The 24,678-nt window shown below is 71.8% G+C and carries 17 protein-coding genes and 4 tRNA genes; 3 read left to right on the forward strand and 18 right to left on the reverse strand.

All coding sequences use genetic code 11. The features are described from left to right. Window positions 1–72 precede the first annotated feature (72 nt). Window positions 73–1,080, forward strand: coding sequence for an acyl-CoA desaturase (locus tag AB0C26_RS04115; RefSeq protein WP_360241180.1), 1,008 nt, complete (start codon window positions 73–75; stop codon window positions 1,078–1,080). On the opposite strand, the gene AB0C26_RS04120 is transcribed toward AB0C26_RS04115, so the two are convergent. The 18 genes from AB0C26_RS04120 to AB0C26_RS04205 form a co-directional block, all read right to left on the reverse strand. Beyond that, a complete protein-coding gene (locus tag AB0C26_RS04120) occupies window positions 1,077–2,816 on the reverse strand; it encodes a pyruvate dehydrogenase (RefSeq protein ID WP_360241183.1) in 1,740 nt (579 codons plus the stop codon). The genes AB0C26_RS04115 and AB0C26_RS04120 overlap by 4 nt on opposite strands. 31 nt (window positions 2,817–2,847) lie before the next feature. Beyond that, complete coding sequence (locus AB0C26_RS04125) at window positions 2,848–4,587, reverse strand: ABC transporter ATP-binding protein (protein WP_360241186.1); 1,740 nt, start codon at window positions 4,585–4,587, stop codon at window positions 2,848–2,850. Beyond that, window positions 4,584–5,111 carry a hypothetical protein gene (locus tag AB0C26_RS04130; protein WP_360241189.1) on the reverse strand — a complete coding sequence of 176 codons (528 nt, stop codon included), beginning with the start codon at window positions 5,109–5,111 and terminating at the stop codon, window positions 4,584–4,586. The genes AB0C26_RS04125 and AB0C26_RS04130 overlap by 4 nt, the downstream gene beginning before the upstream one ends. A gap of 15 nt (window positions 5,112–5,126) precedes the next feature. After that, window positions 5,127–6,608, reverse strand: a complete 1,482-nt coding sequence (locus tag AB0C26_RS04135) for a nitroreductase family protein (protein WP_360241192.1) — start codon at window positions 6,606–6,608, stop codon at window positions 5,127–5,129. Next, window positions 6,605–7,207, reverse strand: coding sequence for a TOMM precursor leader peptide-binding protein (locus AB0C26_RS04140; protein ID WP_360241195.1), 603 nt, complete (start codon window positions 7,205–7,207; stop codon window positions 6,605–6,607). Before AB0C26_RS04140 ends, AB0C26_RS04135 begins: the two co-directional genes overlap by 4 nt. Continuing rightward, entirely contained in the window at window positions 7,186–8,448 is a 1,263-nt protein-coding gene (locus AB0C26_RS04145; RefSeq protein ID WP_360241198.1) for a YcaO-like family protein, read from the reverse strand. Before AB0C26_RS04145 ends, AB0C26_RS04140 begins: the two co-directional genes overlap by 22 nt. 76 nt (window positions 8,449–8,524) lie before the next feature. Further along, complete coding sequence (locus AB0C26_RS04150; protein ID WP_360241201.1) at window positions 8,525–8,674, reverse strand: hypothetical protein; 150 nt, start codon at window positions 8,672–8,674, stop codon at window positions 8,525–8,527. An 89-nt stretch (window positions 8,675–8,763) separates the two neighbouring features. Next, window positions 8,764–10,755, reverse strand: a complete 1,992-nt coding sequence (locus tag AB0C26_RS04155) for a BTAD domain-containing putative transcriptional regulator (protein ID WP_360241204.1) — start codon at window positions 10,753–10,755, stop codon at window positions 8,764–8,766. A gap of 91 nt (window positions 10,756–10,846) precedes the next feature. Then, window positions 10,847–12,298, reverse strand: coding sequence for a LamG domain-containing protein (locus AB0C26_RS04160; RefSeq protein WP_360241207.1), 1,452 nt, complete (start codon window positions 12,296–12,298; stop codon window positions 10,847–10,849). Between the two features lie 138 nt (window positions 12,299–12,436). After that, window positions 12,437–12,510: transfer RNA gene (locus AB0C26_RS04165), tRNA-Arg, on the reverse strand. 5 nt (window positions 12,511–12,515) lie between these two features. Then, window positions 12,516–12,588: transfer RNA gene (locus tag AB0C26_RS04170), tRNA-Met, on the reverse strand. Between the two features lie 31 nt (window positions 12,589–12,619). Further along, a tRNA-Ala gene (locus tag AB0C26_RS04175) sits at window positions 12,620–12,692 on the reverse strand. A gap of 737 nt (window positions 12,693–13,429) precedes the next feature. Next, window positions 13,430–13,502, reverse strand: a tRNA-Trp gene (locus AB0C26_RS04180). Between the two features lie 464 nt (window positions 13,503–13,966). Further along, window positions 13,967–15,910, reverse strand: a complete 1,944-nt coding sequence (locus tag AB0C26_RS04185; RefSeq protein WP_360241210.1) for a methyl-accepting chemotaxis protein — start codon at window positions 15,908–15,910, stop codon at window positions 13,967–13,969. A 44-nt stretch (window positions 15,911–15,954) separates the two neighbouring features. Next, the gene (locus AB0C26_RS04190) at window positions 15,955–17,463 is read right to left on the reverse strand and encodes a phospholipid carrier-dependent glycosyltransferase (RefSeq protein WP_360241213.1); all 1,509 of its coding nucleotides are present in this window, start codon (window positions 17,461–17,463) and stop codon (window positions 15,955–15,957) included. A 56-nt stretch (window positions 17,464–17,519) separates the two neighbouring features. Then, a complete protein-coding gene (locus AB0C26_RS04195) occupies window positions 17,520–18,296 on the reverse strand; it encodes a DUF6745 domain-containing protein (protein ID WP_360241216.1) in 777 nt (258 codons plus the stop codon). A 67-nt stretch (window positions 18,297–18,363) separates the two neighbouring features. Then, window positions 18,364–19,359, reverse strand: a complete 996-nt coding sequence (locus AB0C26_RS04200; protein ID WP_360241219.1) for a TAXI family TRAP transporter solute-binding subunit — start codon at window positions 19,357–19,359, stop codon at window positions 18,364–18,366. A gap of 400 nt (window positions 19,360–19,759) precedes the next feature. Continuing rightward, complete coding sequence (locus AB0C26_RS04205) at window positions 19,760–22,156, reverse strand: TRAP transporter fused permease subunit (RefSeq protein WP_360241222.1); 2,397 nt, start codon at window positions 22,154–22,156, stop codon at window positions 19,760–19,762. A gap of 71 nt (window positions 22,157–22,227) precedes the next feature. Here AB0C26_RS04205 and AB0C26_RS04210 point away from each other — a divergent pair, with 71 nt between their 5' ends. Both AB0C26_RS04210 and AB0C26_RS04215 read left to right on the forward strand, forming a co-directional pair. Next, window positions 22,228–22,872 carry an intradiol ring-cleavage dioxygenase gene (locus AB0C26_RS04210; RefSeq protein ID WP_360241225.1) on the forward strand — a complete coding sequence of 215 codons (645 nt, stop codon included), beginning with the start codon at window positions 22,228–22,230 and terminating at the stop codon, window positions 22,870–22,872. Window positions 22,873–22,897: 25 nt separating this feature from the next. Next, window positions 22,898–24,568, forward strand: a complete 1,671-nt coding sequence (locus AB0C26_RS04215) for an AMP-binding protein (protein WP_360241228.1) — start codon at window positions 22,898–22,900, stop codon at window positions 24,566–24,568. Window positions 24,569–24,678: the final 110 nt, after the last annotated feature.

A 24,678-nucleotide genomic window follows, 5' to 3' on the forward strand; every position in this document is an offset into this window, starting at 1 on the left:
GTGCTAGCCCTACCGAATTCGGGGGCCTGGCATTACTGCCCTCGCGGGCGAAACCGAGAAGCCTTGACCGGCATGACGACAATGGCAGAGCGGCCGAGATCGACGGCCGGCAGCGACTTCGCCGAGCTCAACCGACGGATCAACGCGGCCGGTCTGCTGCGCCGGCGCCCGGCCTACTACGTGCTTCGCCTCGGCCTGGTCGCCGCCGCGCTGGTGGGCGGCTGGGCCGCCTTCTTCCTGATCGGCGCGTCCTGGTGGACCCTGGCCGTGGCCGCGGTCCTGGCCGTGGTCTTCGCGCAGACGGCGCTGGTCGCGCACGACCTGGCCCACCGGCAGGTGTTCCGCACCAACAAGCCGAGTTCCCGGGCCGGCCTGATCGTGGCCAACCTGGCCATGGGCATGTCCTACGGCTACTGGATGGACAAACACACCAAGCACCACGCCAACCCGAACCATGACGACCTCGACCCCGACGTGGGCCCGGGTGTGCTCGCCTGGTCGCCGGAGAATGCACGCGGTTTCATCGGCAAATACCAGGCATATCTCTTTTTCCCGCTCCTGACCCTGCTCGGCCTTTCGCTCAAGAAGGACAGCGTGCGCGCCTTGATGAACGGCACCGTGCGCAAGCACCGGGGCATGGAAGCGCTTCTGCTGAGTGTCCACTTCGTCGGATACATCGCCGCGCTCGCCCTCGTGCTGACCCCGCTGCAGGCGGTGGCGTTCCTCGTCGTACACCAAGCGATCTTCGGGGTTTATCTCGGTCTGACCTTCGCGCCCAACCACAAGGGCATGCCGCACCCCGACGGCACCGAGGACTTCCTGCGCAAGCAGGTGCTGACCTCGCGCAACGTGCGCGGCGGACGGCTCACCGACATCGCCCTGGGCGGGCTGAACTACCAGATCGAGCACCACCTGTTCCCGGCGATGCCGACGCCCAACCTGCCCACGGCGCAGCCCATCGTGCAGGCGTACTGCGCGGAGATCGGCGTCCCGTACGAGATGACCAGCCTGACCGATTCGTACCGCCAAGCCTTGAGTCACCTCCACGAGGTGGGCGCCGACCTCCGCGCCGGGCGTTAACGCGGGAGGTTGCGCAGGTTCGTGCGGGCCAGTTGCAGCATCTGGCCGACCCCACCGGCCAGCACCGTCTTGCCGGCGGAGAGCGCGAAACCCTTCGCCTCCTCGGCGGTGATGTGCGGCGGGATCTCCAGCGCGTTCGGGTCGGTGACCACGTCCAGCAGGGCCGGGCCGTCGTGGTCGAGCACCGAGCGCAGGGCCGCCCTGAGCTCGCCCGGCTTCTCCACGCGTACCGTGTGGAAACCCGCGGCCCGGGCGATGGCCGCGAAATCGACCGCGTCGTGATCGGTCTCGTAGGGCGGGTCGCCGGCCACCATCATCTCGAGGCGGACCATGCCCAGGCTCGAGTTGTTGAAGACCACGACCTTGACGGGCAATTGATGGGTACGGGCGGTCAGCAGCTCACCGAGCAGCATGGCCAGGCCGCCGTCGCCGGACATCGAGACGACCTGACGCCGCGGGTCGAGTTTGGCGGCGCCGAGCGCGTGCGGCAGCGCGTTCGCCATCGTCCCGTGCACGAACGAGCCGAGGATCCGGCGCTGCCCGTTCGGGGTGATGAAACGGGCGGCCCAGCTGCAGCACATGCCGGTGTCGACGGTGAAGACCGCGTCGTCGGCGGCCTCCTCGTCGAGCACCCGCGCCACGTACTCGGGGTGGATCGGCACGAGGTTGTCGACGTCGTGGGTGTAGGCGTTGACGACCTTGTCGAGCTCGTCGACGTGCTTGTGCAGCATCTTGGCGAGGAACTTGCCGTCCTTGCGCCGCAGCTTGGGCAGCAGCGCCCGGATCGTCGCGCCGACGTCGCCGGCCACGCCCAGCTCGAGGGCGGTGCGCCGGCCGAGCCGCGACGGGTCGATGTCGACCTGGATCGTGTTCTTCTGGGGCAGGAACTGACGGTACGGGAAGTCGGTGCCCAGCAGCAGGACCAGGTCGGCCTCGTGCATGGCCTCGTAACACGAGCCGTAACCCAGAAGACCGGTCATTCCCACGTCGTACGGGTTGTCGTACTGCAGCACGTCCTTGCCGCGCAGCGTGTGCCCGACCGGCGCGTTCAGCACGCCGGCCAGCTGCAGCACCTCGTCGCGGGCGCCGGTGCAGCCGATGCCGCCGAAGATGGCCACCTTGCCGGCGGCGTTGATCCGTACGGCCAGGTCCTCGAGCACGTCGGCCGGCGGCGCGCCGATCACCGGACCGGCCACCGGATGCCCGGTACCGGTCTCGTTCGTCGCCTCCATGGCCAGCACGTCACCCGGCAGCACGAGCACGGCCGCGCCCCGCTTGCCGACCGCGGTCTGGATGCCGACGCGGGCCATCCGCGGCATCTGCTCGGGCGCCGAGACCATCTCGGTCCAGTGGCTGGCCTGCTCGAACAGGCGCTTCGGGTCGGTCTCCTGGAAGAAGCCGGTGCCGATCTCGGTCGAGACGATGTGCGAGGCGAGGGCCAGCACCGGCACGCCCGACCGGTGCGCGTCGAAGACGCCCTGGATCAGGTGCGTGTTACCCGGCCCGCAACTGCCGGCACACACGGCCAGCTTGCCGGTGAGCTGCGCCTCGGCGGCTGCCGCGAACGCCGCGGCCTCCTCGTTGTGCACATGCACCCACTCGATCTCGTCGCTGCGCCGGATGGCGTCGCTCAGGGAGTTGAGACTGTCCCCCACGATCCCGTAGATCCGCCGCACACCCGCCTGAACCAGCACCTCGACCAGCTGATCCGCGACCGTCTGACTCCTGCCGAACATTTCGGCCTCCCGCCCTCGTGAGTACGGGGACCTACCTACCCGCCGCCGTTGCCGGCGCAACGGAGTCGCGCCTCACACCCATCGCCGCGTAGGCGCCTCCCAGAGCCATCAGTTCCTCGTGCGTGCCCGACTCCCGCACCCGCCCGCCGTCCAGCAGCACCACCCGGTCGCCGGCGTGCAGAGCCGGGATCCGGTGCGCGATCATCACCACCGTCCGGCCTCCGGCGTGGTCGACGACCCCGCGGACGACCCGGTCGGCGGTCGCCGGGTCGAGGGCGCTCGTCGCCTCGTCCAGAACGATCACGCCACGGGGCGCCAGCAAGCCGCGGGCCACCGCGAGGCGTTGCCGTTCGCCGCCCGACAACTGGTAACCGCGCTCGCCCACCGTCGTGTCGAGCCCGTCCGGGAGCCGGGCGACGAGCTCGTCGAGGGCGGCCGCCGAGGTCGCCGCGGCCAGCTCGGCGGCCGTGGCGCCGGGCCGGGCCAGCATCAGGTTCTCCCGCAGCGAGGCGTTGAACAGCACCGACTCCTGCGGCACCAGGGTCACCAGCTCCCGCAGCCGCCTCTCGTCGGCCGGGCCCGAGCCGGCCACCTCGATGACACCCTCGCCGGGCGGCAGGAGCCCGGCCAGGGCCAGCGCCAGCGTGCTCTTGCCCGATCCGGTCGCGCCGGCGATCAGCACGAACGATCCGGCCGGGATCTCCAGGTCGACGTCGTGCAGGGCGCGACGATTCCGGTACGTGTATCCGACCCCCCGGACCCTCAGCGCCGGCACCGGCCCCGGTGTCACCGGGCCGGCCGGCTCCACAGTGGCCGGCGCGTCGAGGTAGTCGAAGACCCGGTCGACCATCGCCCCGGCGCTCTGCACGGTCGTGCTCAGCTGCAGGAGCTGCTGGATCGGGCCGGACAGCCGCAACTGGAGCGTGGCGATCACGACGACCGTGCCCAGAGTCAGGCCGGGGAAGACCGTCCCGGACAGCCAGTACACCGCCGGCGGGAGGCAGGCGAAGGTGACCGCGCTCAGCGCCCACGCGTTGGTGCCGACCATCCGCTGGCGGTACGACAGGTCGCCGATGCGCTCGGACACGGTGCCGAAGCGGTCACGCTGCCACTCCTGCCGGCCGAGCGTGCGGCCGAGCACGATGCCGGACAGGCTCAGGTCCTCGCCGACGACGCGCATCATCTCGCCGACGCCGTCCTGGCGCTGCCGGGCCAGCACCCGGCCCCGGCGGGCCAGCACGTTGTTGGCCAGGTTCAGCAGCAGGGCGAGGCCGATCGAGATGAGCGCGAGCGGCCAGTTGAGGGCCAGCATGACGGCGAAGGCGGCGATCAGGCCGAGGGCGGCGAAGACGACGCTCTGCCCGGTCGAGGTCAGGATCTCGCTGATGCCGCCCATGTCGCTGACGAGCCGGGCCTGCACTTCCGCGGTGGAGTTCTCGGTGAAGAAACCGAGCGGCCGGCGCTGGACCCGGTCGTACAGATCGGCCCGGAGGTCCCGCACGACCCGCAGGCCGGTCCGGTGGGTGAGCGCGGTCTGCCCGACCGAGGCGAGCGTGCCGATCACGCCGGCGGCCAGCATCCCGCCGCACAGCCAGCCGACCGCCGTGACGTCGTGACGGGGCAGGGCCTCGTCGATGAGTCTCCGCAGCAACAGCTGGCTTCCCGCCGACAAGCCGACCGAGACCGCCATCAGCGTCACCGCGAGCAGCACCGCCCGGCGGTGGGGCCGGAACCGGGCGGCGATCCGCCGCCACCGGGACGCCCCGGTCACGCGGCCCGGCCGATCGCCACGGTGAACAGATGCCGCAGGCCGGCGCGGCCCGCCGCTTCGGTCGTCGCGCCGTAGACGGAGGCGGACAGCCCCACCGACAGGGCCGACAGCCACGCGGCGTAACCGAGGGCACCGGCCGCGACCAGCAGCCCGCCGTATCCGGGCCCGGCCGGCGAGCACGCGCGGACGAGGTCACCCCGGACGGCCAGGATCACCGGGGCCGTCGGCGCGAGCGACCCGAGCACCTCGGTGGTCCCGATGGTGAGCAGGTCCGCGGCGAGGGGGAACTCCGGCCGGAGCATGTCCACGGCGTTGCCCGTGATGAAGGCGAGCTCGGCCGGCGACAGTGGATCGGCCGTGAACCGGCGGACCGACCGGCGGTCGCCGAGAACGTCGGACCACGGCCGCGGGCCGGGCCGTGGGGCCGCCACCGGCCGGACCGGAGTGGGTGCCGGTCCACTGTGGCGACGGCCCAGCAGACGCCCGGCCTCCTCCATGAGCACGGTTTCCTCGACAAGGGGCATGGTCGCCCGCTCCTCTCAGCTCACGAGGCCGGCCAGGCCGGCGACGACGGTCACGATCTCCCGGTCCGGGCGCAGGTCGAGCACGTCCGCGAGGCGCTCGTCCCAGGCCGTCGCCGGCCGCGCCGTCAGGCCGAGTTCGCGGGACACCACCGCGAGCTGCATCGCCGCGCAGCCCGCGTCGAGGTGCGCCAGGCGCAAGGCGAAGGCGCCATACTTCTGCCCGAGCCGGCCGACGTCACCGACCAGCACCAGCACCGCGTCGAGCCCGCCGGGCGCCAGGTCGGTGCCGGCCAGGGCTTCGCCCAGGCCGATCCGGTCGGCGTGGGCCACGACGAGCTCGTGGGTGAGGTCGTCGTAGCGGCAGACCTCGCCGTCGGCGGTGATGACGTAGGCGGCCGGCGACGCCTGATTGCCGCCGCTCGGCGCCCACCGCCGCCGGTCGGCCGGATCCGCCACGGCCCGCTGCCCGGCGACGCGGGACAGGACCGTGCCGAGCGGGTCGCCGGACGGCAGCGGCCGGCGGGGCGAGGACCAGAACGCGGGGCGCGTCGTCTGGAGCTCCAGCAGCCGGCGCTCCTCCTCCGGGGTGGTCCGGCCCGCCCACACCGGCTCGTGCCGGCGGGTCCGCATCCACCACTCGTAGGCCTCCGCGGTGGTGGCGTCCCCGCCGGCCAGGCCGCACTCGGCACAGCCCGGCTCGGGCACCGCCAGCCGGGCCTCCGAGGTCAGGCCGGCCACCGTGACCCGGACGACCCGAGGCGGCGGCGCGGGCTGATGGGTGTGTGCCACCCGGGCCAGCACCTCACCCGCGGCGAGACCGGCGAGCAGGCCGGCGGTCGCGTCGTCCGGGGCGCCACCGACCGTCCAGCCGGCGCCGGCCAGGCCGGTCGACAGACACGACGGGCACAGCGGCATCTGCCGGTCGAAGAGCGGGCCGAGCTGGATCTGATCGGCGCCGGCCGCCGCCCGCAGGACGGGAACCCCGGCCGGGCGGCACACCGCCACCACGGCCTCGAGCTGGTCGTCACCGGCGACCACCAGCCGCGGCCCGTCGCCGTCGAGGGCGGCGCCGAGGTCGGACGAGACCGTCCCGACACCGGCCTCGAGCAGGTCGGCCGCGAGCTGGTCACGGACGGGACCCGCGACGGCCGGCACGACCACCGCGCGGCGCAGGACGTCACGCAACTCGGCGCTGGAGCGGTAGCCGCCCGCGGCCGGAAGCATGCGGGAGAAATAGGCGTCGCCGCCGGGCGAGCCGTCCAGCAGCCCGCGGGCCTCGAGCATGGCCAGGGCCGGCGCCAGCTGTTCCGGGCCGAGCCCGAGACCCGCGGCCAGCTCGCCCGTGTCGTGGCGGCCGTCGAGCAGGTCGAGCAGCCGGGGCAGGACCGTGGTGGCGGCGCGGCCGGTGAACCAGTGCCGGCTCGGGCCGCCCTCGATGAGCAGGCCGTTCGGCCCGGGCACGACAGCCAGTCCGCGGGCCAGCCGAGGGGCGGTCACCGCGCACCCACCGGCGTGCCGAGCCCGAACAGCGCGGCCGGATCGCGGGGACGCACCGGCGGCCCGCAGCGGGCGCAGCCGGGCATGGGCGCGACCGGATCGGCGGTCAGGCGCGGCCCGTCCGGCTGAAGCGTGACCACGCGCCCGGCCAGATCCGCCACGCGCCGCAGCAGGAGCCGGACGGTGGCCGCGGTGGCCCGCGCGTGATGCGGGAGGAAGCCGGACGGACCGAGGGCGGGGTCCCGGTCGTACGCCTCGTGCAGCATCGCGCTCTTGTCACCGTGCATGGTGTGCTGCGCGCGGCGCCGGCGACAGCAGTCGAAACACGGCGCCGCCGGCGGGGCGATCCACGGGCCGATCCGGACCACGGGATGGTCGAGGATCACCGGAAGCCACGGCGTGCCGGTGCCGAACGACATCCGGTCGGCCTCGTCGCAGAGGGCCGGCGACGGCCGCCACAACGCCACGACCACGACGTCCGGGCGGCTCGCGAACGCGGTTCCCAGATCACCGGCCGGCGTGGCCGGAAGGTCGGCGGCGACGCGGCGGCCGAACGCGCCGACGCCCAGGGCACTGATCACGCGAACGGTTGGGGCCATGTGTTCAACTCCTGTTCGGGCAGCACCCGGTGTCCCATCCGGGCCGGCGCGCCGTACAGCCGGGGATGGGCCAGGAACTGGGCGTACGGGTGCAGGCTCATCGGCTGGAGGTCGGGGATGACGACGCTCACCGAGGTCAGTCCGGCGTCGGCCAGGTCTTCCGGTGTCGTGTCGACCACGGCCACCGGCATGCCGCGCTCGGCGAAGACAGCGGTCAGCCGGGCCAGAGCGGCCCGCGGATCGGCGGGCAACGGCTCGCGGCGCCGGCGCGGCCGGTCCCGGGCGCCGTCGACCAGGAAGTCGAAGGCGTGCGCCCGCTCCGGCAACCCCATGTACCGGGCGCCGTCGTCGATCTCGCGGATCCGGTCCACCGAGTCGGGAACCGGTGTGGTGGCCGAGTGCAGGTACGGGGTGATCGTCATCGTGTCGACCAGCGCCTTCTCGGCCGCCGTGACGAGATCGCGGGCGGTCGCACAGCCGACCACGTTGCGCAGCACCGGGTCGTGCTCGGCGACCTGCAGGCAGTAGACGGTCGGCACGCCGAGGTCGGTCGTGGCGTCGAACAGGTACGTCCGGACGAAATGCCGCTCGGCCCCGCGGAGCAGATAACGCAGGTCCTCGGAGGTGACCTCCGCGCCGATCAGCGGCAGCGGCAGGCGCTGGAGCCAGGTCAGCGCGATGGCGTCCCGCTCGACGACCTCGCAGACGGCTCCGATCACGGCCTCGACCGGGTCGGTGTGCACCGACCACCCGGTGGAGATCCGGTAGGTGAACCGTTCCGCGGGTGTCACGTCGTGCAGGCGATAGGCCGCCTGCACCGCGGGCACCCAGATCGGTTCGCCCGAGGTGAGCTCCAGCCCGCGCACCCAGCGGATCGGCGTACCGGCATCGAACGGCACGACACGGCATTGCGGTCGCGCGCGCTCGGCCGCCGAACAGCGCGGGTACCGGGCCGGGTCGAGCACCATGCCGTCGAGGTCGCGCGCCGTCGCGGTCACGGCCGGCGCGGTCTCGCCGTAGACGCGCGCCGCGTACCGCTCCGCCGCCTCCGCGATGGCGATCAGGCGGGCGTGTTCCGGCCCGCGCAGCGAGCGGCCGCCGCCCCGCGTCCGGTCGTCGCGCGGGCCACCGGCGGAGGCGCCGACACCGGTCAGCCGGGCCAGGCCGCGGGCGGCGTCGGGGCGGCCGACGGTGGCGACGATGCCCGCCGGCGACACCAGGTGGTCCAGGGTGGATGTCATGGGACTTTCCCTTCGCGGCCTCGGCCGGGTGATGCCGTGCGGGGTGGCGCGTCCACGCCACCCCGCACGGTGACCGTCACTCGTTGCGCGAGCAGTCACACCAGGCGTTGCCGCCACCGCCGGCGCTGGCCTCGCACCAGGTCTCGCTGCCGAGATCGGTGTCTTCCTTCTGGAAGCCCTCGGTGACGTCCTCGACGGACAGGTCCAGCACGTGAAGCTCGTGCATGTCCAACCTCCTCGATGGTGTGCGATCCGCCCCGCCGCGGATCTTGCGGCGGAACGGATCGGAACGTATCGGCGGCCGCTAACAAACCGCTAAGCCTGCAGGAAGGTGGCCAGTTGCTGGGCGTGCTCGTACCAGGGCGTGCTGGCCGCGAGGAACAGCGCGGCCCGGACGTTCGCGTACTCGGCGCGGGTCCACTGGCGGGCGGCGCGGCGGTCGGCCGGCAGCGGCACGGCGTGGGTGCCGTGCAGGTACCAGTCGAGGACCGCTCGCAACGCCCGGTCGCGTTCCTCGGTGCTGTCGTCGCGACGGCTCAGCCGGACCGCGTACTCCCGCAGCAGATCGTGCAGGTGGTAGCGCCCGGGGACGGACTGCTGCAGCAGGTGCTCGTCGAGCAGCGCCTCCAGCCCCGCCTCGGCCTCGGCCACCTCCAGCCCGGCCAGCGCCGCCACCGAGGCCGGCGTCATGTCGTCGCCGGGGTGCAGGCCGAGCAGGCGGAACAGGCGGCGAGCGGCCGGGTCGAGGGCGTCGTACGACCGGGCCAGAACCGGCTCGACCGCCCGGCGGCCGGCCACCAGCTCGTCCAGCCGGTGGGCCCGGCCGGACAGGCGGGTCACCAGGTGCTCGACCGTCCAGCACGGTCGCGCCCGCAACCGTTGCCCGGCCAGGGCCACGGCCAGCGGCAGATGCCCGCAGAGGGCGGCCAGTTCGCGGGCCGGGGCCGGTTCGGCGTCGAGCCGGGCCCGGCCGGCGATCTCGCCGAGCAGTTCCACCGCCTCGGCCTCGGTGAACGGGTGCAGCTCGACCGAAAGGGCCCCGTCCAGCGCGAGCGTGCGCCGGCTGGTGACGATGACCAGGCAGGCCGAACTGCCCGGCAGGAGCGGGAGGACCTGCTCCTCGTCGGCGGCGTTGTCCAGCACGACCACCATCCGCCGGCCGGCCAGCAGATCGCGGTAGACGGCGGACCGGCCGCCGAGATCGGGCGGGATCCGGCCGGCCGGCACACCGGAGGCCCGCAGGAAGGACTCCAGCACGGCGGACGGGTCGGCCGGCGCCTCGGCCGGCGCGAAGCCCCGCAGATCCACGTAGAGCTGGCCCTCGTCGTACCGGCCGGCGGCGACCAGCTGATGGGTCACGCGCAGCGCGAGACGCGTCTTGCCGACGCCGGCCATGCCGGCCACGGTCCACAGGGTCGCCGCCGTCGCGGGGTCGCCGCACACGGACGAGGCCATGGCCGCGACTTCGGCCGCCCGCCCGGTGAACTCGGCGATGTCCGGCGGCAGCTGGCGGTAGGTGTTCACCGGCGGGCGGCCGTCCCCGGCGAGCACCCCCGGATCCTCGGCCAGGATCCGCCGGTGCAGCTCCCGCAGTGGCTCGGACGGCTCGACGCCGACCTCGTCGACCAGCCGCCGGCGCAGATCGCGGTAGACGGTGAAGGCTTCGGCGGCGCGGCCGGTCCCGGCGTACACGGTCATCAGTTGCCGGTGGAAGGTCTCGCGCAGCGGGTGTTCGGCCACGAGCGCGGTCAACTCGGCCGCCAGCCCGGCGACGCGGCCGCCGGCGAGCAGCGCGTCGACCCGCTCCTCATGGGCTTCGGCCCGCGACTCCTCGGCCGCGGCGGCGACGAAGCCGATCGCGGCGTGCTCGAGGCCGCTGAAGGCCGGCCCGCGCCAGCGCCCCAGGGCCACTTCGAGCAGCCGGGCCGCGCCCTCGTCGTCACCCGAGGCCCGCAGCGCGCGGGCGCCGGCGACGTCAGCGCGGAACTGCGCCAGGTCGAAGCTGTCGCCGCTCACCCGGACCAGGTAGCCGGGCGGCCTGGTCAGGATCGGCGCGGCCGCCCGGTCGCCGCCGGCCGCGAGTCGCCGGCGCAGATCCGAGACCATCCCCTGCAATTGCACACGGTACGAGGGTGGCGGGTGCTCGCCCCACAACGCGTCGGCCAGCTCGTCGGCCGAGACCACCTGGCCGGCGTGGGCCAGCAACAGCCCCAGAACCAGGCGCCGCTGCGGCCCACCCAGATCGATCGTCTCGGTTCCCCGCTCCACGACGAGCGGCCCGAGCACGCGGAAAGAAAGAACACTCACTCCTGAACCCACTCCCGGCCCGATAGGTGCGGGCAGGAGGGATCATCCGGGGAGCGCCTTCCGTTTCGCTCTCGGTCCGCTCTCGCCGGGCTCAGACGACGCGGGCGGCGGCCACAGGCCTCTTCGCGATCGGGTACGTGCCGTCGCTGCCGCTGTTCGCGCTCCAGCGGTACCCGGCGAACAGGCCGGCGGCGTCGGCGTAGAACATCATGTGGCCGATCCCGGCGCCCTGGAAATTACTCACGTCGTCGACCATCCGGGTGTCCGGGTACGGCGCGTAGGTGGCCTTGCCGTACACACCGTGCGGGTCGGCCGTGCAGTCGACCACCTCCACCGCGTACTGCTTCGCGCCCTCGATCGCCGGGCCGTTCGGGTTCTCACCCTTCAGCTCGCGCACCATCACGATGTGCCCGCTGTTCACCTGGCCCGGTCCGGTGCGGGCCGGGTCGTAGTCGATGGCGATCAGGTCGCCCGGCTGGAGATCGGTGACCCGCTCCACGCGCCGGAAGCGGGTACAGCTGCCGGCGGCGAAGACCCGCTGGTAGTCCTCGGCCTCCGGGGACTCGCCGAAGAACTGGTCGAAGAACGCGGCGGTCACCCAGGGGTACGTACGCCCGAGAACCCCGGAGATGAACGAGGCGCACCGGGCGCGGGCGATCCAGGAGGCCGGATCACCCGGACTCCCGAACGTGAGCACGGCCGGGTTGTCCATGTCGTACACGTTGTTGGCCCGGGCCTTGACCCCGGACACCACCCGGACCTCGTCGGCGCTCAAGGCGCGCTGATAGACCCGGACGTCGGAGATCGCCCCGTTCCACCGGTTGGCCGGCGCGCTGTTCCAGGTGGCCCGTCCGAGGTGGAGGCTGGTGGTCGCGGCCCACGGCGTGATCGAGGAGGCGACCTCGGCGCCCGGCACGCCGTCGACGAAAAGCCGGATCGTGCCGCCGGCGCTGACCCCGGCCAGATGGACCCAGACCCCACGCGGATCACCGCCGTTGCCGCCGGCCGCCGACTCCTTGACGGTTCCGGCCGGGTCACGCACCTTGAACGCCCAGCCGAACTCCGGATCCCACTGCAACAGGAACCGGCTGGTCGCCCCCGAATCCTGGCTGACCGCGGTGTACATGGTGGTGAGGGCGGCACCCGCCGCGAGCCGAACCCAGGCCGACACGGTGAACGGCTTGCTCGTGTCGAGAACGGCGGCGGCAGTCGCATTGGCAGCCGGCGTCGTGTCGAAACTGAGCTCACCACCGGCCCGCAGCGTGGTGAAACTGGTGCCGGCGCCCCGGACGAGCGCCCCACGCCCCGTGCGGTCGACGCCGTCCCCGCACAGCGGCCAGTGCCCGGCCAGCCCTTCCGGCAGATGCCCCGCGGCAAGCAGCCGCTGATATTGCACCATCTGCTCGGCGACGATCAGATGGGGTGCCGACACCGGCACGAAAGGCCGGTCCAAGCTCTCGGCCCGCGCCGGCTCCGACCCGGCGAACGCTCCCACGCCCACCGCGGCCACCCCACCGAACAACCCCCGCCGACTGACGCGCATCGATCCCCCCTCGTGTTGAGGCCGGAGTGTATCGACAACGCCGGGATTTGGTGGCAGGGGCGGGATTCGATCCCCGGCTCATGAGACCGAACTCCTCCACCCTGCGATTGCTCTACCTGTCGAGCTAGCGGCACTCCGTGCCCCCGGGGAGATTCGAACTCCCGATCTCCGGCTTCGTAGACCGGCGCGCTGTCCAGCTGCGCTACAGGGGCTTGCATGTCGTCGGGTGGTGTCGAACCATCCGGCCTCCGCCTTATGAGGGCGGCGCTCTACCGCTGAGCTACGACGACTCGTCGGGACACGGCCGCCGCCGCGCCACCGTGGACCCGGCCGGTCTCGAACCGGCCACCTCCCGCTTGCAAGGCGGGCGCTCTCCCTACTGAGCTACGAGCCCATCAATTACCCGGCTCGGCCGCGCCGGGCTTACCGCACCCACTCCCGCCCGTCACCACCAGGCTTACCGCGTCCACTGCCCAGCCGGCACCGCCAGCCCTACCGCGTCCACTGCCCACCCGGCACCGCCAGCCCTACTGCGCCCGCTCCCACCCAGCATCGCCAGCCCTACCGCGCCCGCTCCCAGTACCGCGAGCCCTACCGCGCCCGCCCCCAGCACCGCGAGCTCTTCCGCGCCCACCGCCACCAGCACGACCACGCCTACCGCACCCACTCCCCAGCACAACCACGCCTACCGCACCCACTCCCCACCCGACACGGCTGCGCTGGCAAGGAGAAGTGGGGTGAGGTGTGAATGGCCGAGAGCGCGAATCGGAAGGGCAGCCGTCGGGCTGGCATGAAGAGCCGTGGTCAGAAGCGTGGGCGGAGAAAACGCCAGCCGACAGATGGGGCAGGAAGAGCGGTGGCCGGAAACGCGGGAAGAAACGCTAGCCGACGAGTCGGACAGCAAGAGCGGTGGCCGGGAACGCGGGAAGAGACGCCAGCCGACGACGGTGGCCGGGGAGCGCGGGGTGGGAAGGGTGGCGGGTTCGGGAAGAGGTGGCCGGCGCGTTGGGTGGGTAGCGCAAGTAGTCCCGCCCAGCTAGCCCGGCGGTTGTCCTACCCGCCGCAGCCGGCCCGCGTGGCCACGTTCTCGACCCATTTCTGGGTGCTATTAAATTGTCTTGGAATTAAGCACACGGGCGGCAGGAATCGAACCCGCAACCTTCGGCTTTGGAGGCCGCCGCTCTCCCCATTGAGCTACGCCCATACGACATGAAAAAGCCGCCCGTCCCGAACCGGGAGGGCGGCGGCCGTACAGCTGCTGATCAGCTGTTTCGCCTGCACACCCCCGACACGGCTCGTCGCCAGGACACCGGTCCGCACGCGCGGAGGGCGACCATGTTGGTGGCCTGCCACATCATCTCGCTCCCCTTTCTCGTACGTTCGACGTTCTGACTTGTTGAAGATTAGCCCGTGCTCGCCATTCTGACAATCCCTTTTTCCCGAGCAATAGCGGTTGACCTCAAGTACGGTTCAGGTTGGCGGGTGGGAATGCGAGCAGCTGCGTTCGAGACGCCGGGACCGCCCGAGGTTCTGAAGGAGATGGAGGCGCCCGCTGGGCCGGTGGGTGTGCGGATCCGGACGGCCGGCATCCAGCCGTACGACTGTGCCGTGCGAGGGGTGGAACCCGCCCGGCCGGGGCGAGGTCGTGATCGTCGTGCCGGGCGAACCCTAGTAGCGGAATGCTCGGACCAGGGTGGTCAGGTCGGCGGCCAGCTCGGACAGGTTGGCCGCGGCCTGCTGGGTCGTCGCCGCCACGCCGGCGGTGGAGGAGGCCACGTCGGCCACGCCGGTGATGGTCTGGGCCACGTCGCCGCTGTTGGCCGCGGCCTCGGTCACCGTGCGGCTCATCTCGGCCGTTGTCGCCGTCTGTTCCTCGACCGCCGAGGCGATCGTCGTCGTGTACTCGCCGATCTGGTTGATGACCTCGGCGATCTCGCCGATCGCGGCCGCGGCGGCCGTGCTCGACGACTGGATGGCACCGATCCGGGCCGTGATCTGCTCGGTGGCCTGGGCGGTCTGCTGGGCCAGCTCCTTCACCTCGCCCGCCACCACCGCGAAGCCCTTGCCCATCTCGCCGGCCCGGGCCGCCTCGATCGTCGCGTTCAGGGCCAGCAGGTTGGTCTGCTCGGCGATCGACGTGATCAGCCGGACCACCTCGCTCACCTCGGCGCTGGCCGAGCCCAGCTCGGCCACCTGGCTGTTCGTGCGTTCGGCGACCGACATGGCCTGGTTGGCGACCTGCGCGGCCCGGGCCGCGTTGGTGGAGATCTCGCCGATGGAGGCGGTCATCTGCTCGGCCCCGGCCGCGATGGAGTGCACGCCCGAGTTGACCTGCTCGCTGGCCGAACGGGCGGTCAGGGCCCGGCCCGAGGCGTCGGCCGCGCCCGCCTGCAGCTGGGCGCTGACCTGGTTGAGGTCCTGGGCGGCGCCGGTCAGCCGGCCCGTGGAGTCGGCGATGCCGCGGATCGTCACCGCCACCTTCTCCACGAAGCGGTTGAAGGCGCCGGCGAGCTGCCCGGCCTCGTCGTCGCGGGCGATGGTGACCCGCTGGGTCAGGTCGCCGTCGCCGTCGGCGATCTCGGCCATCCGGTCGCGCAGCTTCTCGATCGGGCGCACGATCGTGCGGGCCAGGTACAGCGCCGCCGCCGCGGCGACGAGCACGGCGATCAGCGTCAGGACGACGCTGATCTGGCGGGTCGTGTTCGCCGTGCCCAGGATCGTGGCGGTCGGCACCGAGACCACGAGCGTCCACGTGTCGCTCGCCCCGAGCGCCACCGGCGCCGCGGTCCACAGCGTCTCGTCGCCGGTGTCGCTGACCTCCTGGGTGGTGTCGCCCGCTTGCACGGCCTTGGCCGCCAGCGCCGCGATGTCGTCCGGGGCCGCCTTGCCGGCCGCGGCGGAGTCCCCACCGCCGACCACCACGCCCGCGGTGCTGACCAGCACGGCCCGGCCCGTGCCGAACGGCCTGATCGCACCGACCAGCGTCTGCAGGCTGGCCAGCGACATGTCGATGCCGGAGACACCGACGACCGTACCGCCGCGTTTGATCGGCACCGAGACGGAAGTGATCAGAGTGTCGACACCGCCGACCTCGTACAGGTAAGGCTCGATGACCTTCTCGGCGCCGGTGGTCTTGGGAATCTGGTAGTAGTCGCCCGGCCCGCTCTTGTCGTAGTCGGTCAGCGGCGTGAGAGCGATCTTGCCGGCGTCGCGGTACCAGTACGGCACGAAGCGCCCGGTGGCGTCGTCACCCGCGCCCGCGTTGCGGTGCCGGCTGTCCCGCCCGTCGAACGCGCCGGGCTCCCAGGCCGTCCACACGGCGAGGAAGTCGTCGTGGCCGGCCAGCACCGAGCGCAGCTGGGCGTTGGCGGCGGCCCGGCTCGAGGTCACGGAGAGCGCCTGAGCCATGTCCCGCGCCGTATCGAGGCCGCCCAGCACCACCTGCCGGACCTCGGCGGCGTTGCGCTGGGCGACCTCGTCGGCGTAGGAGAAGCCGGTGTCCCGCGCGTCGCCGGCGTTGCGGTGGGTGATGTACCAGACCACCGCCACCATCGAGATCACCAGCATCAGCACCATCGAGACGATGATTCTCATCTTGATCGTGAACGACACTTCTGGAGGCTCCCACGCCGGATGCCCCCGAATGAGGGGATTCCTCAGATCCAGCGGCTCCCCAGCCACATTCTCTGGGACCAGCTGCCGTACGGGATCGACGAGCCCACGAAGATCGGATAGAAGTACGCGAAGCAGAGAGCGACCAGGACCACGTACGCCGCCGCCGCGATCGTGCCGATCATCTGCCGGTCCGACCGCGCGGCCCCGGTGGTGACGCCCTCCGGCGGGGTCATGATCGCGCCGAGCACGTAGACGACGGCCAGGATCAGGAACGGCAGGGCGGGCAGCGCGTAGAACGAGAACATCGTGCGCCCGTCCTTGATCGCGTAGTAGAACCACGGGAGCAGGCCGGCCACCACGCCGGTGCCGATCGCCCACGCCCGCCAGTCCCGCCGGGCGATGCCGAACCAGGTCAGGGCGGCCAGCGCGGGCAGGAACGACCACCACAGGACCGGCGTGCCGAGGAGCAGGATCTGCCGTACGCAGCTGGGGGCGCCGCAGCCGGTCGCGCTGGGCCAGTAGAAGTTGACCGGGCGGCCCAGCAGCAGCCACTGCCACGGCCACGACTGGTACGGATGCTTCGAGGTCAGGCCACTGTGGAACTCGTACGCCATCCGGTGGTAATGCCACAGGTTCATGAGCGCGCCGATCACCGGCGGTTCGTCGCGCCCGTTGCGCGCGCGGTCGTGCCGGAAGTAGCCCGTGTCGGTGACGAACCACCCGGTCCACGTGGCCAGGTACACCACGAGCGCCACACCCAGCGTCAGGATCAGCCAGCCGAGGTCGCGGCCGATCCGCCCCGGGACGCCGGCCGAGCGGCGTGCCTGGATCCGCCAGACGAGCACCAGCGCGGCGAAGAAGGGCGCGAAGAACAGCGCGCTCCACTTCACGCCGCAGGCCAGGCCCAGCATCACTCCCGAGGTCAGCAGCCACCAGGGCACCCGGGGTGGGTCGCCGCCGGTTTCCAGCGCCCGCAGCAGTCCGCGCCGGTAGTGGTCGCGGTCGAGCACGACGGCGGCGAACGTCATCAGGATGAACAGGCCGAGGAAGATGTCGAGCAGCGAGATCCGCGACAGCACCAGCTGATAGCCGTCGAGGGTCATCAGCAGCCCGGCCGCGCCGGCCAGGACGACCGAGTGGAACAGCCGGTACGCCACCCGGACGAGCACCAGGATCATCAGGATGCCGGCCACGGCGGGCATGAACCGCCAGCCGAGCTCGGTGTTGCCGAACAGCGCCTCGCCGACCGAGATCAGCCATTTGCCCAGCGGTGGATGCACGACGTACGCCGGGCCGTTGGTCTTCTCGTCCCACTCGACGCCGTGCTGGAGCATGTCCCAGGCGTCGGTCGGATAGTAGACCTCGTCGAAGACGTAACCCTTGGCGCTGGTGATGCCGTTGAGCCGCAGGATCGCCGCGATCACCACGATCACCCCGGTGACCGCCCACGAATGCGGGTCGAGCCAGTTGTCGAGGGTGGCCAGCCGGCGCCGGACGATGTCGGGCACCGCGCGAAGAGTCGTCGGCTCCGGAGCCAGCGTTGTCGTCACTCCGCGATCGTAGGGCCGGGCACCGGCAAATCGATGCCCGGCGAACCATCAAATCGTCAGCCGCCCAGGTTCACGACCCACCCGTCGCGAAATTCGACACGCTTGCTGTGTACGGCGGCAGGTCGCTCGACGAGCACACAGCGGTCCTCACCGGGCCACCACCATCCCGTCGACCGGGCCAGCGCCTCCCAGGCGGCCAGCTCACGACCGGCGCCGGGCGCGACCAGCCCGAGCCGGCGCAGAACGTCGACGTGGGCGATCCACCAGGCGTCCTGCTGCCCGTACCAGCCCACCGGGACCGGACCGAGAGCCGCCCGCACGGCAAGATAGAAGGTGGAGAATGTCTGGAACAGCGATTGGCGTACGCCCTGGGCCAGGATCTCCCGAAAGGGAAGGCCCATCTCGAGGGCCCGCTCCGGCGGCAGGAGGGGCCAGGACTCGCCTTTCTTGCGCTTCGGGGCGGGCCGGTCCGAGGGCGGTTCGGTGTACGTCTCGTCCACCGTGGACCTGAGAAACGAGAGCCCCGCCGCGATGTCGCTGGCGATCGGCGGGCGGCCCGGTGGGCGCCGGGAGGCGACCCAGGATCGCAGGTCGTCGTGCGTGGGCAGACCTGCGAGGTACGGCCGGGCCGCGCGCGGGGAGTCGACCCAGACGAACTCGGGCCGGCGATGACAGATCGAGGCGATGGCCTCTTCAGCGGTCTGGCGGTCGGCCGGCTCGGTGGAGAATCCGATGTCCAGCCATTCGCGGCGGATGTCCACCGCCTGCTGCCAGAGGTTCGTACGGAGCGCGGCGTCCCGCCGCGCGAGCGCGATCACAGCGCGAGGGCGCACGCGCCCTTCCGGGAGAAGATCATCATGGCGACCATGATGACCCCCTCCCGCCGGAACGGCAACCCGGTTACTTGGGGGCGTTCAGATCGTCGAGCCCTTTCACGGCCCCACGGTGCAGCGGAACCGGATCGGTCCTGCGGGCCTGGCCGAGCGAGATCTCCTTGGCGGCGGCGTTGGCTTGGACGAGCTGCGGCTGCCGTTCGAACAGGGTCTTGGTGAGCACGCAGGCCACATTCGGGTCGAGGTCATCGCGTACGAGAAGAAGGTTGGGCACGACAACGGTCGGCGTGTCGGCGGCGAGCTTGTAGGTCGCGGCCGGGATGGCGCCGGCCTCGTACACCGGATTGATCTTCTGAAGGGCCGGCAGCAGAGGCGTGACGTCAAGGAACTCGACCTGCCCGGCCGACGTGGTGAGCAGGTCGGTGATGCCGGGCGTGGGCAGACCACCCGACCAGAACAGGGCGTCGATCGAGCCGTCCTTCATCCCGTCGACGGTCTTGGTGAGGTCGAGCTTCTGCGCGCTGACATCCTGGGCGGGGTCGAGCCCGGCCGCGGTGAGCATCCGGTTGGCGATGACCTCGGTACCGGACTTGGGCGACCCGGTGGAGACCCGCTTACCCTTCATGCCGGCGACATCCTTGATGCCGGCCGCCTTACGAACGATCACCTGCGTGTAGTTCGTATGGATCCGGGCCAGCGCGGCCACAGGTTGCCGGCTGTCGAAACTCCCACTCCCGTCGACGGCATCGGCGGCGGTGTCGGCCAGCGAAAAGGCAACGGCATACTGCCCGGCGACAACCTGCTGAATGTTCTGCACGGAGGCGCCGGTCTCGGAGGCGGTGGCTTTGAGCTTCCCCCCACCGGCATTGATCTGCTCGGCGTAAGCATTGCCCAGGGCGAAGTAGACACCGGTCGCGTTCCCGGTGGCAATGCCGACCCGAGTCTCCTTGTCCACAGTGCACGTAACTTCCCCACCGGCATCGGTCGTGGCGGCGTCCTGCCGCCCACCACACCCGGCAACACCCACCACGAGCGTCGCCGCCAGCATCACAGGCACACCCACCGACCGACCGCCACGACCGCCTAGCCCCACAGACCGACCGCCACGACCGGCCAGGCCCACAGAACGACCGCCATGTCCGGCCAAAGCCGCCGACTGAACGCGGAATGGCTGGGCCGCCGACCCAACGCGGACGGACTCGGCCACCAACCCAACGCAGACAGGCTCGGCCGCCAACCCAACGCGGACAGGCTCGGCCACCAACCCAACGCAGACAGGCTCGGCCGCCAACCCAACGCGGACAGGCTCGGCCACCAACCCAACGCGGACAGGCTGGCCAGCCGACCAGGCGCCGGGAACCGGCCATGCCGCCGACCGGACGCCGCGGGAGGGCAAAGCCCAGGCTCTGAACCCCGCCGCCCGGCGGGTCATCGCTCGGACAAATCCGATATTTCGCTTCATGTCAACCCCGTTCGTTGGAAGAGGAGGAGGGCGGAGAAGGGAGCGGAGCGGAGGGCGGGCTGCCGGTCTCGCCGGGAGCGGCATCGGCCGGCCCCGCCGGCGTGGGATGCGCCGCAGACGGCCCCGCCGGCGCGGGGTGTCCCGCAGACGGCCGGGCGGGTGAGGAGGACGTGGACGGCTGGACGGGGCGGCCACTCGGCGAAGTCGGCGTCGCGACCGAAGCCTCGGAAGCAGGCTCCCCGGCGGGTTCACCGAAAGGCCCCGAGAGGGGCTCGGCAGACGGCTCGGCAGACGGCTCAACGGAGGACACGACCGATGACTCGGAGCGGGGCTGGACGCGGGGCTCGGAGGAGGGCTCGGTGCGAGGCTCGGACGACGACCCGGAGGAAGAATCGGCGCGAGGGTCGGCGGAGGGGGCGGGAGAAGGGTCGGCGGTGGGTGAGGAGCGGCGGCGCTGGGCGAAGGTCCAGATGATGGCCGCGGCGAACAGCGCGATGCCGGCCGTTATGGCTGTCGGGGACAGGTAGAGCAGGAACAAGCCGGACAGGGCGGCCAGGACCCGGGGAGCTGTTCCGGCTCGGCCCAGGCCGAGGATCCAGCCGCCGGTTGCCACCGCGAGGGCGGCCACCGCCAGCATGGCGACCGCTGTGGCCCAGGTGACCTCCAGGGCTGAGCCTCGGGCCAGCAGGTAGGAGCCGGCGGGGGTCAGCACGAACGCTATCGGGGCCAGGAACGCCGGCAGCGCGTACTTCAGCGTCTGCCACATCGTCGGGATGGTTCGGCCGCCGGTGATGGCGCTGGCGCCCACCGCGGCCAAGGCCGTCGGGGGTGTTACCTCCGACAGCACCGAGTAGTAGAAGACGAACATCGCCGCCGCGGGGGCCGGTACGCCCAGGGCCAGCAGCGCCGGGCCGATGATGACCCAGCCGATGATGAAGCTGGCCGTGACCGGTACGGCCAGGCCGAGCAGGGCCAGTGCCACCGCCGCCAGCACCACCGTCGTGGCCAGCACCGCTGTCGGGTCGGTGAACAGGGCCTGCGCGCCTCGGACCAGCAGCGAGGCGAGCTGGGCGCCCAGTCCGGTTTTCGTGGTGGTCGCGGTGATGATGCCCGCGGCCGCGCAGACCGCCACCACCGGCAGGACGCCGCGGACGCCGGCGCTCAGCGCCTCGAAGACCCGCCCCGGGGTCAGCCGGGAGCTCCGGTCGAGGAACGAGAGCAGGAACGCCAGCAGCGTCGCGTAGACGACCGCGCGGGTGGCGCTCTCCCCCAGGGCCAGCAGGACGACGATGAGCACCAGCGACGAGAAGTGGTAGCCGAACCGGGCCAGCAGCCGGAGCGTGCTGACCGGCGGGGTGTCCAGCGACCGTACCCGGAAGCGACGGACGTCGATCTCGACGGCCAGCAGGATGCCCAGGTAGTAGAGGATCGTGGGGATCGTCGCCCAGCCCAGGACGGTCAGGTAGGAGACGTCGAGGTATTCGGCGACGATGAATGCGGCCGCGCCGAGCGTGGGTGGTGACAGGATGGCGCCGACGCCGGCCGCGGCCAGCATGCCGCCCGCCTGTTCGGCCGGGTAGCCGGCGCGGCGCAGCATCGGCCAGGTGACCGCGCCGACGCTGACCGCTGTGGCCGTGCCGGAGCCGGAGACCGTGCCGAGCAGGAAGCCGGCGGCCACCGCGGTGCGGCCGGCGGCGCTGCGCGAGCGGCGGAACGCGGCCACCGACAGGTCGACGAAGAACCGGCTGGCGCCGCTGAGGTCGAGGACGGCGCCGTAGATGGTGAAGAGCACGATGTACGTGGCCGCGACGTCGAGCGGGGTGCCGTAGAAACCGCTGCCCGAGTTGTAGAGCGCGTCCACGATCTGCGCGAAGTCGAGACCGGCGTGGGCGATGGGCCAGCTCTGCGGCAGGAGACCGCCGTAATACGCGTACCCCAGGAAAGCGAGACAGACGACGGGCAGCGCCCAGCCGGTGGTCCGGCGGCACGCCTCGACCACCAGCACCAGCATGATCGCGCCGAAGACCACGTCGATCGGGTCGAGCAGGCCCTGGCGGTCGAGGAACGCGTCGTACCCGCCGGTGAAGGGGTTCAAGGGGTAGAGGCCGACGAGCACCGCCGTACCGGAAAGAATCCAGTCCGGTGTTGTCGGGCGTTCTCGGGAGGAAAGGCGGAACTTGTACGCCAGGAAGACCAGCGGCAGCGTCCCGGCCAGGAAGATGATCAGGTAGTACTGGCTGCCCCGGGCGAGCGGCCGGAACACCTGCACGAGCACGAGCACGGCCACGGCGAACGCGACGATCGAGACGGCGAGCCCGACGCGCCCGGCCAGCCGGCGGGCGGGCAGCTCCTCGTCGTCGTAGACGACCTCCGGGCTCAAAGATCGATCACCGCCCATGGAACGGACAGTAACCGACTCGCACCCGCCGGGAAACCCGATTGGCAACCGGGGCCCGGCCCAATGAAGGCATGACCGTGCAGACGCAGACCAGGCAGCACGACGGCGGCCTCGCGCTCGACTTCCCCACGCTGCGGCGGCGCCGCATGCTGGGCCTGGTCACCGGGGTCACGGTGGCGGCGCTGGCCACGCCCGGGGGCGACGCCCTCAGCCGCTCGGGCATCGTGCGCAGTGACCTGCGCTGGGGTTTCGGCACGGCGACCGGCGTCGCCAAGGGCGTCCCGCTGACCATTCGGCTGCGGCTGACCAGCGCCACCTCCGGGCGGCCGCTGAGCGGGCACGGTGTCTATCTCTGGCACGGCGACCGGGACGGCGCGTACTCGCTCTACTCGCCGGGCCTGGCCGGGCAGAACTACCTGCGCGGGCTCCAGACCACCGACGGCACCGGCTGGGTCACCTTCACCAGCGTCTTCCCCGGCGCCTACCGCGACGAGTGGCCGCATCTGCACTTCGAGGCCGAGCTTGGCGTACGCGGTCAGATCTCCCTGCCCGGCGACGTCTGCCAGCAGGTCTACACCACCAAGGGGTACGAGGGCAGCCGCGACCGCCTGACCGGGGCCGACCCGGCCGGCACGAATCCGCACGCGCTGGCGATGGCCTGCGTCACGGGTGATCTTGAACGCGGCTTCACGGCCACCCGCACGATTAACATCTGAGCCCATCGGGGGCAGACTCGGCCGAATGACAGCAGATTCGTTCCGCCAGGCTCGGGATTTCCTGCTCGCCCATGCCACCGACTACGAGGGCGCCCTGGCCGGTTTCCGCTGGCCCGAGCTCGGCGAGTTCAACTGGGCGCTCGACTGGTTCGACGTGATCGCGGCCGGCAACGACGCGCCGGCGCTGTGGATCGTCGAGGAGGACGGCTCCGAGCAGCGGTTCTCCTTCGCCGAGATGTCCCGGCGGTCGGATCAGGTCGCGTCGTGGTTGCGGCTTCAGGGTGTACGCCGTGGGGACCGCATCGTGCTGATGCTGGGCAACCAGGTCGAGTTGTGGGACACCATCCTGGCCGTGATGAAGCTGGGCGCCGTGCTGATCCCGGCCACGCCGCTGCTGGGCCCGGCCGACGCCGCCGGCCGGGTGGCCCGCGGCGGGGCCAAGCACGTGATCGCCGGCTCGCCCGCGGCCGAGAAGTTCGCCGCGGTCGATCCCGGAATCACGCGCATCGCGGTCGGCCCGGCCGTCGACGGCTGGCTCGACTTCCGCTCGGCCTACTCCTCCGGCGCGGGTTTCGAGCCGGACGGCGTGACCCGGGCCGACGACACGCTGCTGCTCTACTTCACGTCGGGCACGACGGCCAACCCGAAACTGGTCGAGCACACCCACGCCTCGTACCCGGCCGGGCATCTCTCGACCATGTACTGGATCGGCCTGCAACCGGGCGACGTGCACCTGAACATCTCGTCGCCGGGCTGGGCGAAACACGCGTGGAGCAACGTCTTCGCCCCGTGGAACGCCCAGGCCTGCGTCTTCATCTACAACTACACGCGCTTCGACGCCGGCCGCCTGATGGCCGAGATGCAGCGCTGCGGCGTCACCAGCTTCTGCGCCCCGCCGACCGTCTGGCGGATGCTCATCCAGTCCGACCTGAGCGCCCTGACCACCCCACCCCGCCTGGTGGTGGGCGCCGGTGAGCCGCTCAATCCGGAAGTGATCGACCAGGTGAACAAGGCCTGGGGCGTGACGATCCGCGACGGTTTCGGCCAGACCGAGACGACGGTGCAGATCGCCAACACCCCCGGCCAGCCGGTCAAGCCGGGGTCGATGGGCCGCCCGGTCCCCGGATACCGCATCGAGCTGATCGACCCGAACACGGGCGAGCCGGCCACCGAGGGCGAGATCTGCGTGGCCCTGGACCCGCGCCCGGCCGGCCTGATGGTCGGCTACCACGGCGACGCCGAACTGACCGCCGACCGCATGGCCGGCGGCTACTACCACACCGGCGACGTGGCCTCCCGCGACGAGGACGGCTACATCACGTACGTGGGACGCACCGACGACGTCTTCAAGGCGTCGGACTACCGGATCTCCCCGTTCGAGTTGGAGAGCATCCTCATCGAGCACGAGGCCGTGGTCGAGGCGGCCGTGGTCCCGTCCCCCGACCCGGTGCGCCTGGCGGTCCCCAAGGCGTACATCGTGCTGGCCGAGAGCTGGCCCGCCGACGAGAAGACGGCAGAGGCGATTTTCCAGTACGCCCGTGAGCACATGCCGCCGTACGCCCGCATCCGCCGCCTCGAGTTCACCGACCTCCCGAAAACCATCTCCGGCAAGATCCGCCGAGTGGAACTACGGGCCGCCGAACTCACCAAGCGCCCCACCCCCGACACCACCCCACCCGGCGAGTTCACCGGCTGATCCCACCCGTTGCACCGCGACCGCGGCCTTGACCGCATGGTCCCGCCGGGCTGGACGGCACGGATCGAAACGCCGGCGGCGGCGACGTCGCCGGCGGCGTCGCGGTGGGC

This window comes from Actinoplanes sp. NPDC048796, assembly GCF_040650035.1.
Lineage (GTDB): Bacteria > Actinomycetota > Actinomycetes > Mycobacteriales > Micromonosporaceae > Actinoplanes.

Bases quoted from the DNA above. Each gene is read 5' to 3' on its own strand.
- AB0C26_RS04215 (WP_360241228.1), top strand. From the start codon at position 22,898: ATGACAGCAGATTCGTTCCGCCAGGCTCGGGATTTCCTGCTCGCCCAT.
- AB0C26_RS04205 (WP_360241222.1), bottom strand. From the start codon at position 22,156: ATGGGCGGTGATCGATCTTTGAGCCCGGAGGTCGTCTACGACGACGAG.
- AB0C26_RS04150 (WP_360241201.1), bottom strand. From the start codon at position 8,674: ATGCACGAGCTTCACGTGCTGGACCTGTCCGTCGAGGACGTCACCGAG.
- AB0C26_RS04145 (WP_360241198.1), bottom strand. From the start codon at position 8,448: ATGACATCCACCCTGGACCACCTGGTGTCGCCGGCGGGCATCGTCGCC.
- AB0C26_RS04140 (WP_360241195.1), bottom strand. From the start codon at position 7,207: ATGGCCCCAACCGTTCGCGTGATCAGTGCCCTGGGCGTCGGCGCGTTC.
- AB0C26_RS04115 (WP_360241180.1), top strand. From the start codon at position 73: ATGACGACAATGGCAGAGCGGCCGAGATCGACGGCCGGCAGCGACTTC.
- AB0C26_RS04210 (WP_360241225.1), top strand. From the start codon at position 22,228: ATGACCGTGCAGACGCAGACCAGGCAGCACGACGGCGGCCTCGCGCTC.
- AB0C26_RS04130 (WP_360241189.1), bottom strand. From the start codon at position 5,111: ATGCCCCTTGTCGAGGAAACCGTGCTCATGGAGGAGGCCGGGCGTCTG.
- AB0C26_RS04120 (WP_360241183.1), bottom strand. From the start codon at position 2,816: ATGTTCGGCAGGAGTCAGACGGTCGCGGATCAGCTGGTCGAGGTGCTG.
- AB0C26_RS04160 (WP_360241207.1), bottom strand. From the start codon at position 12,298: ATGCGCGTCAGTCGGCGGGGGTTGTTCGGTGGGGTGGCCGCGGTGGGC.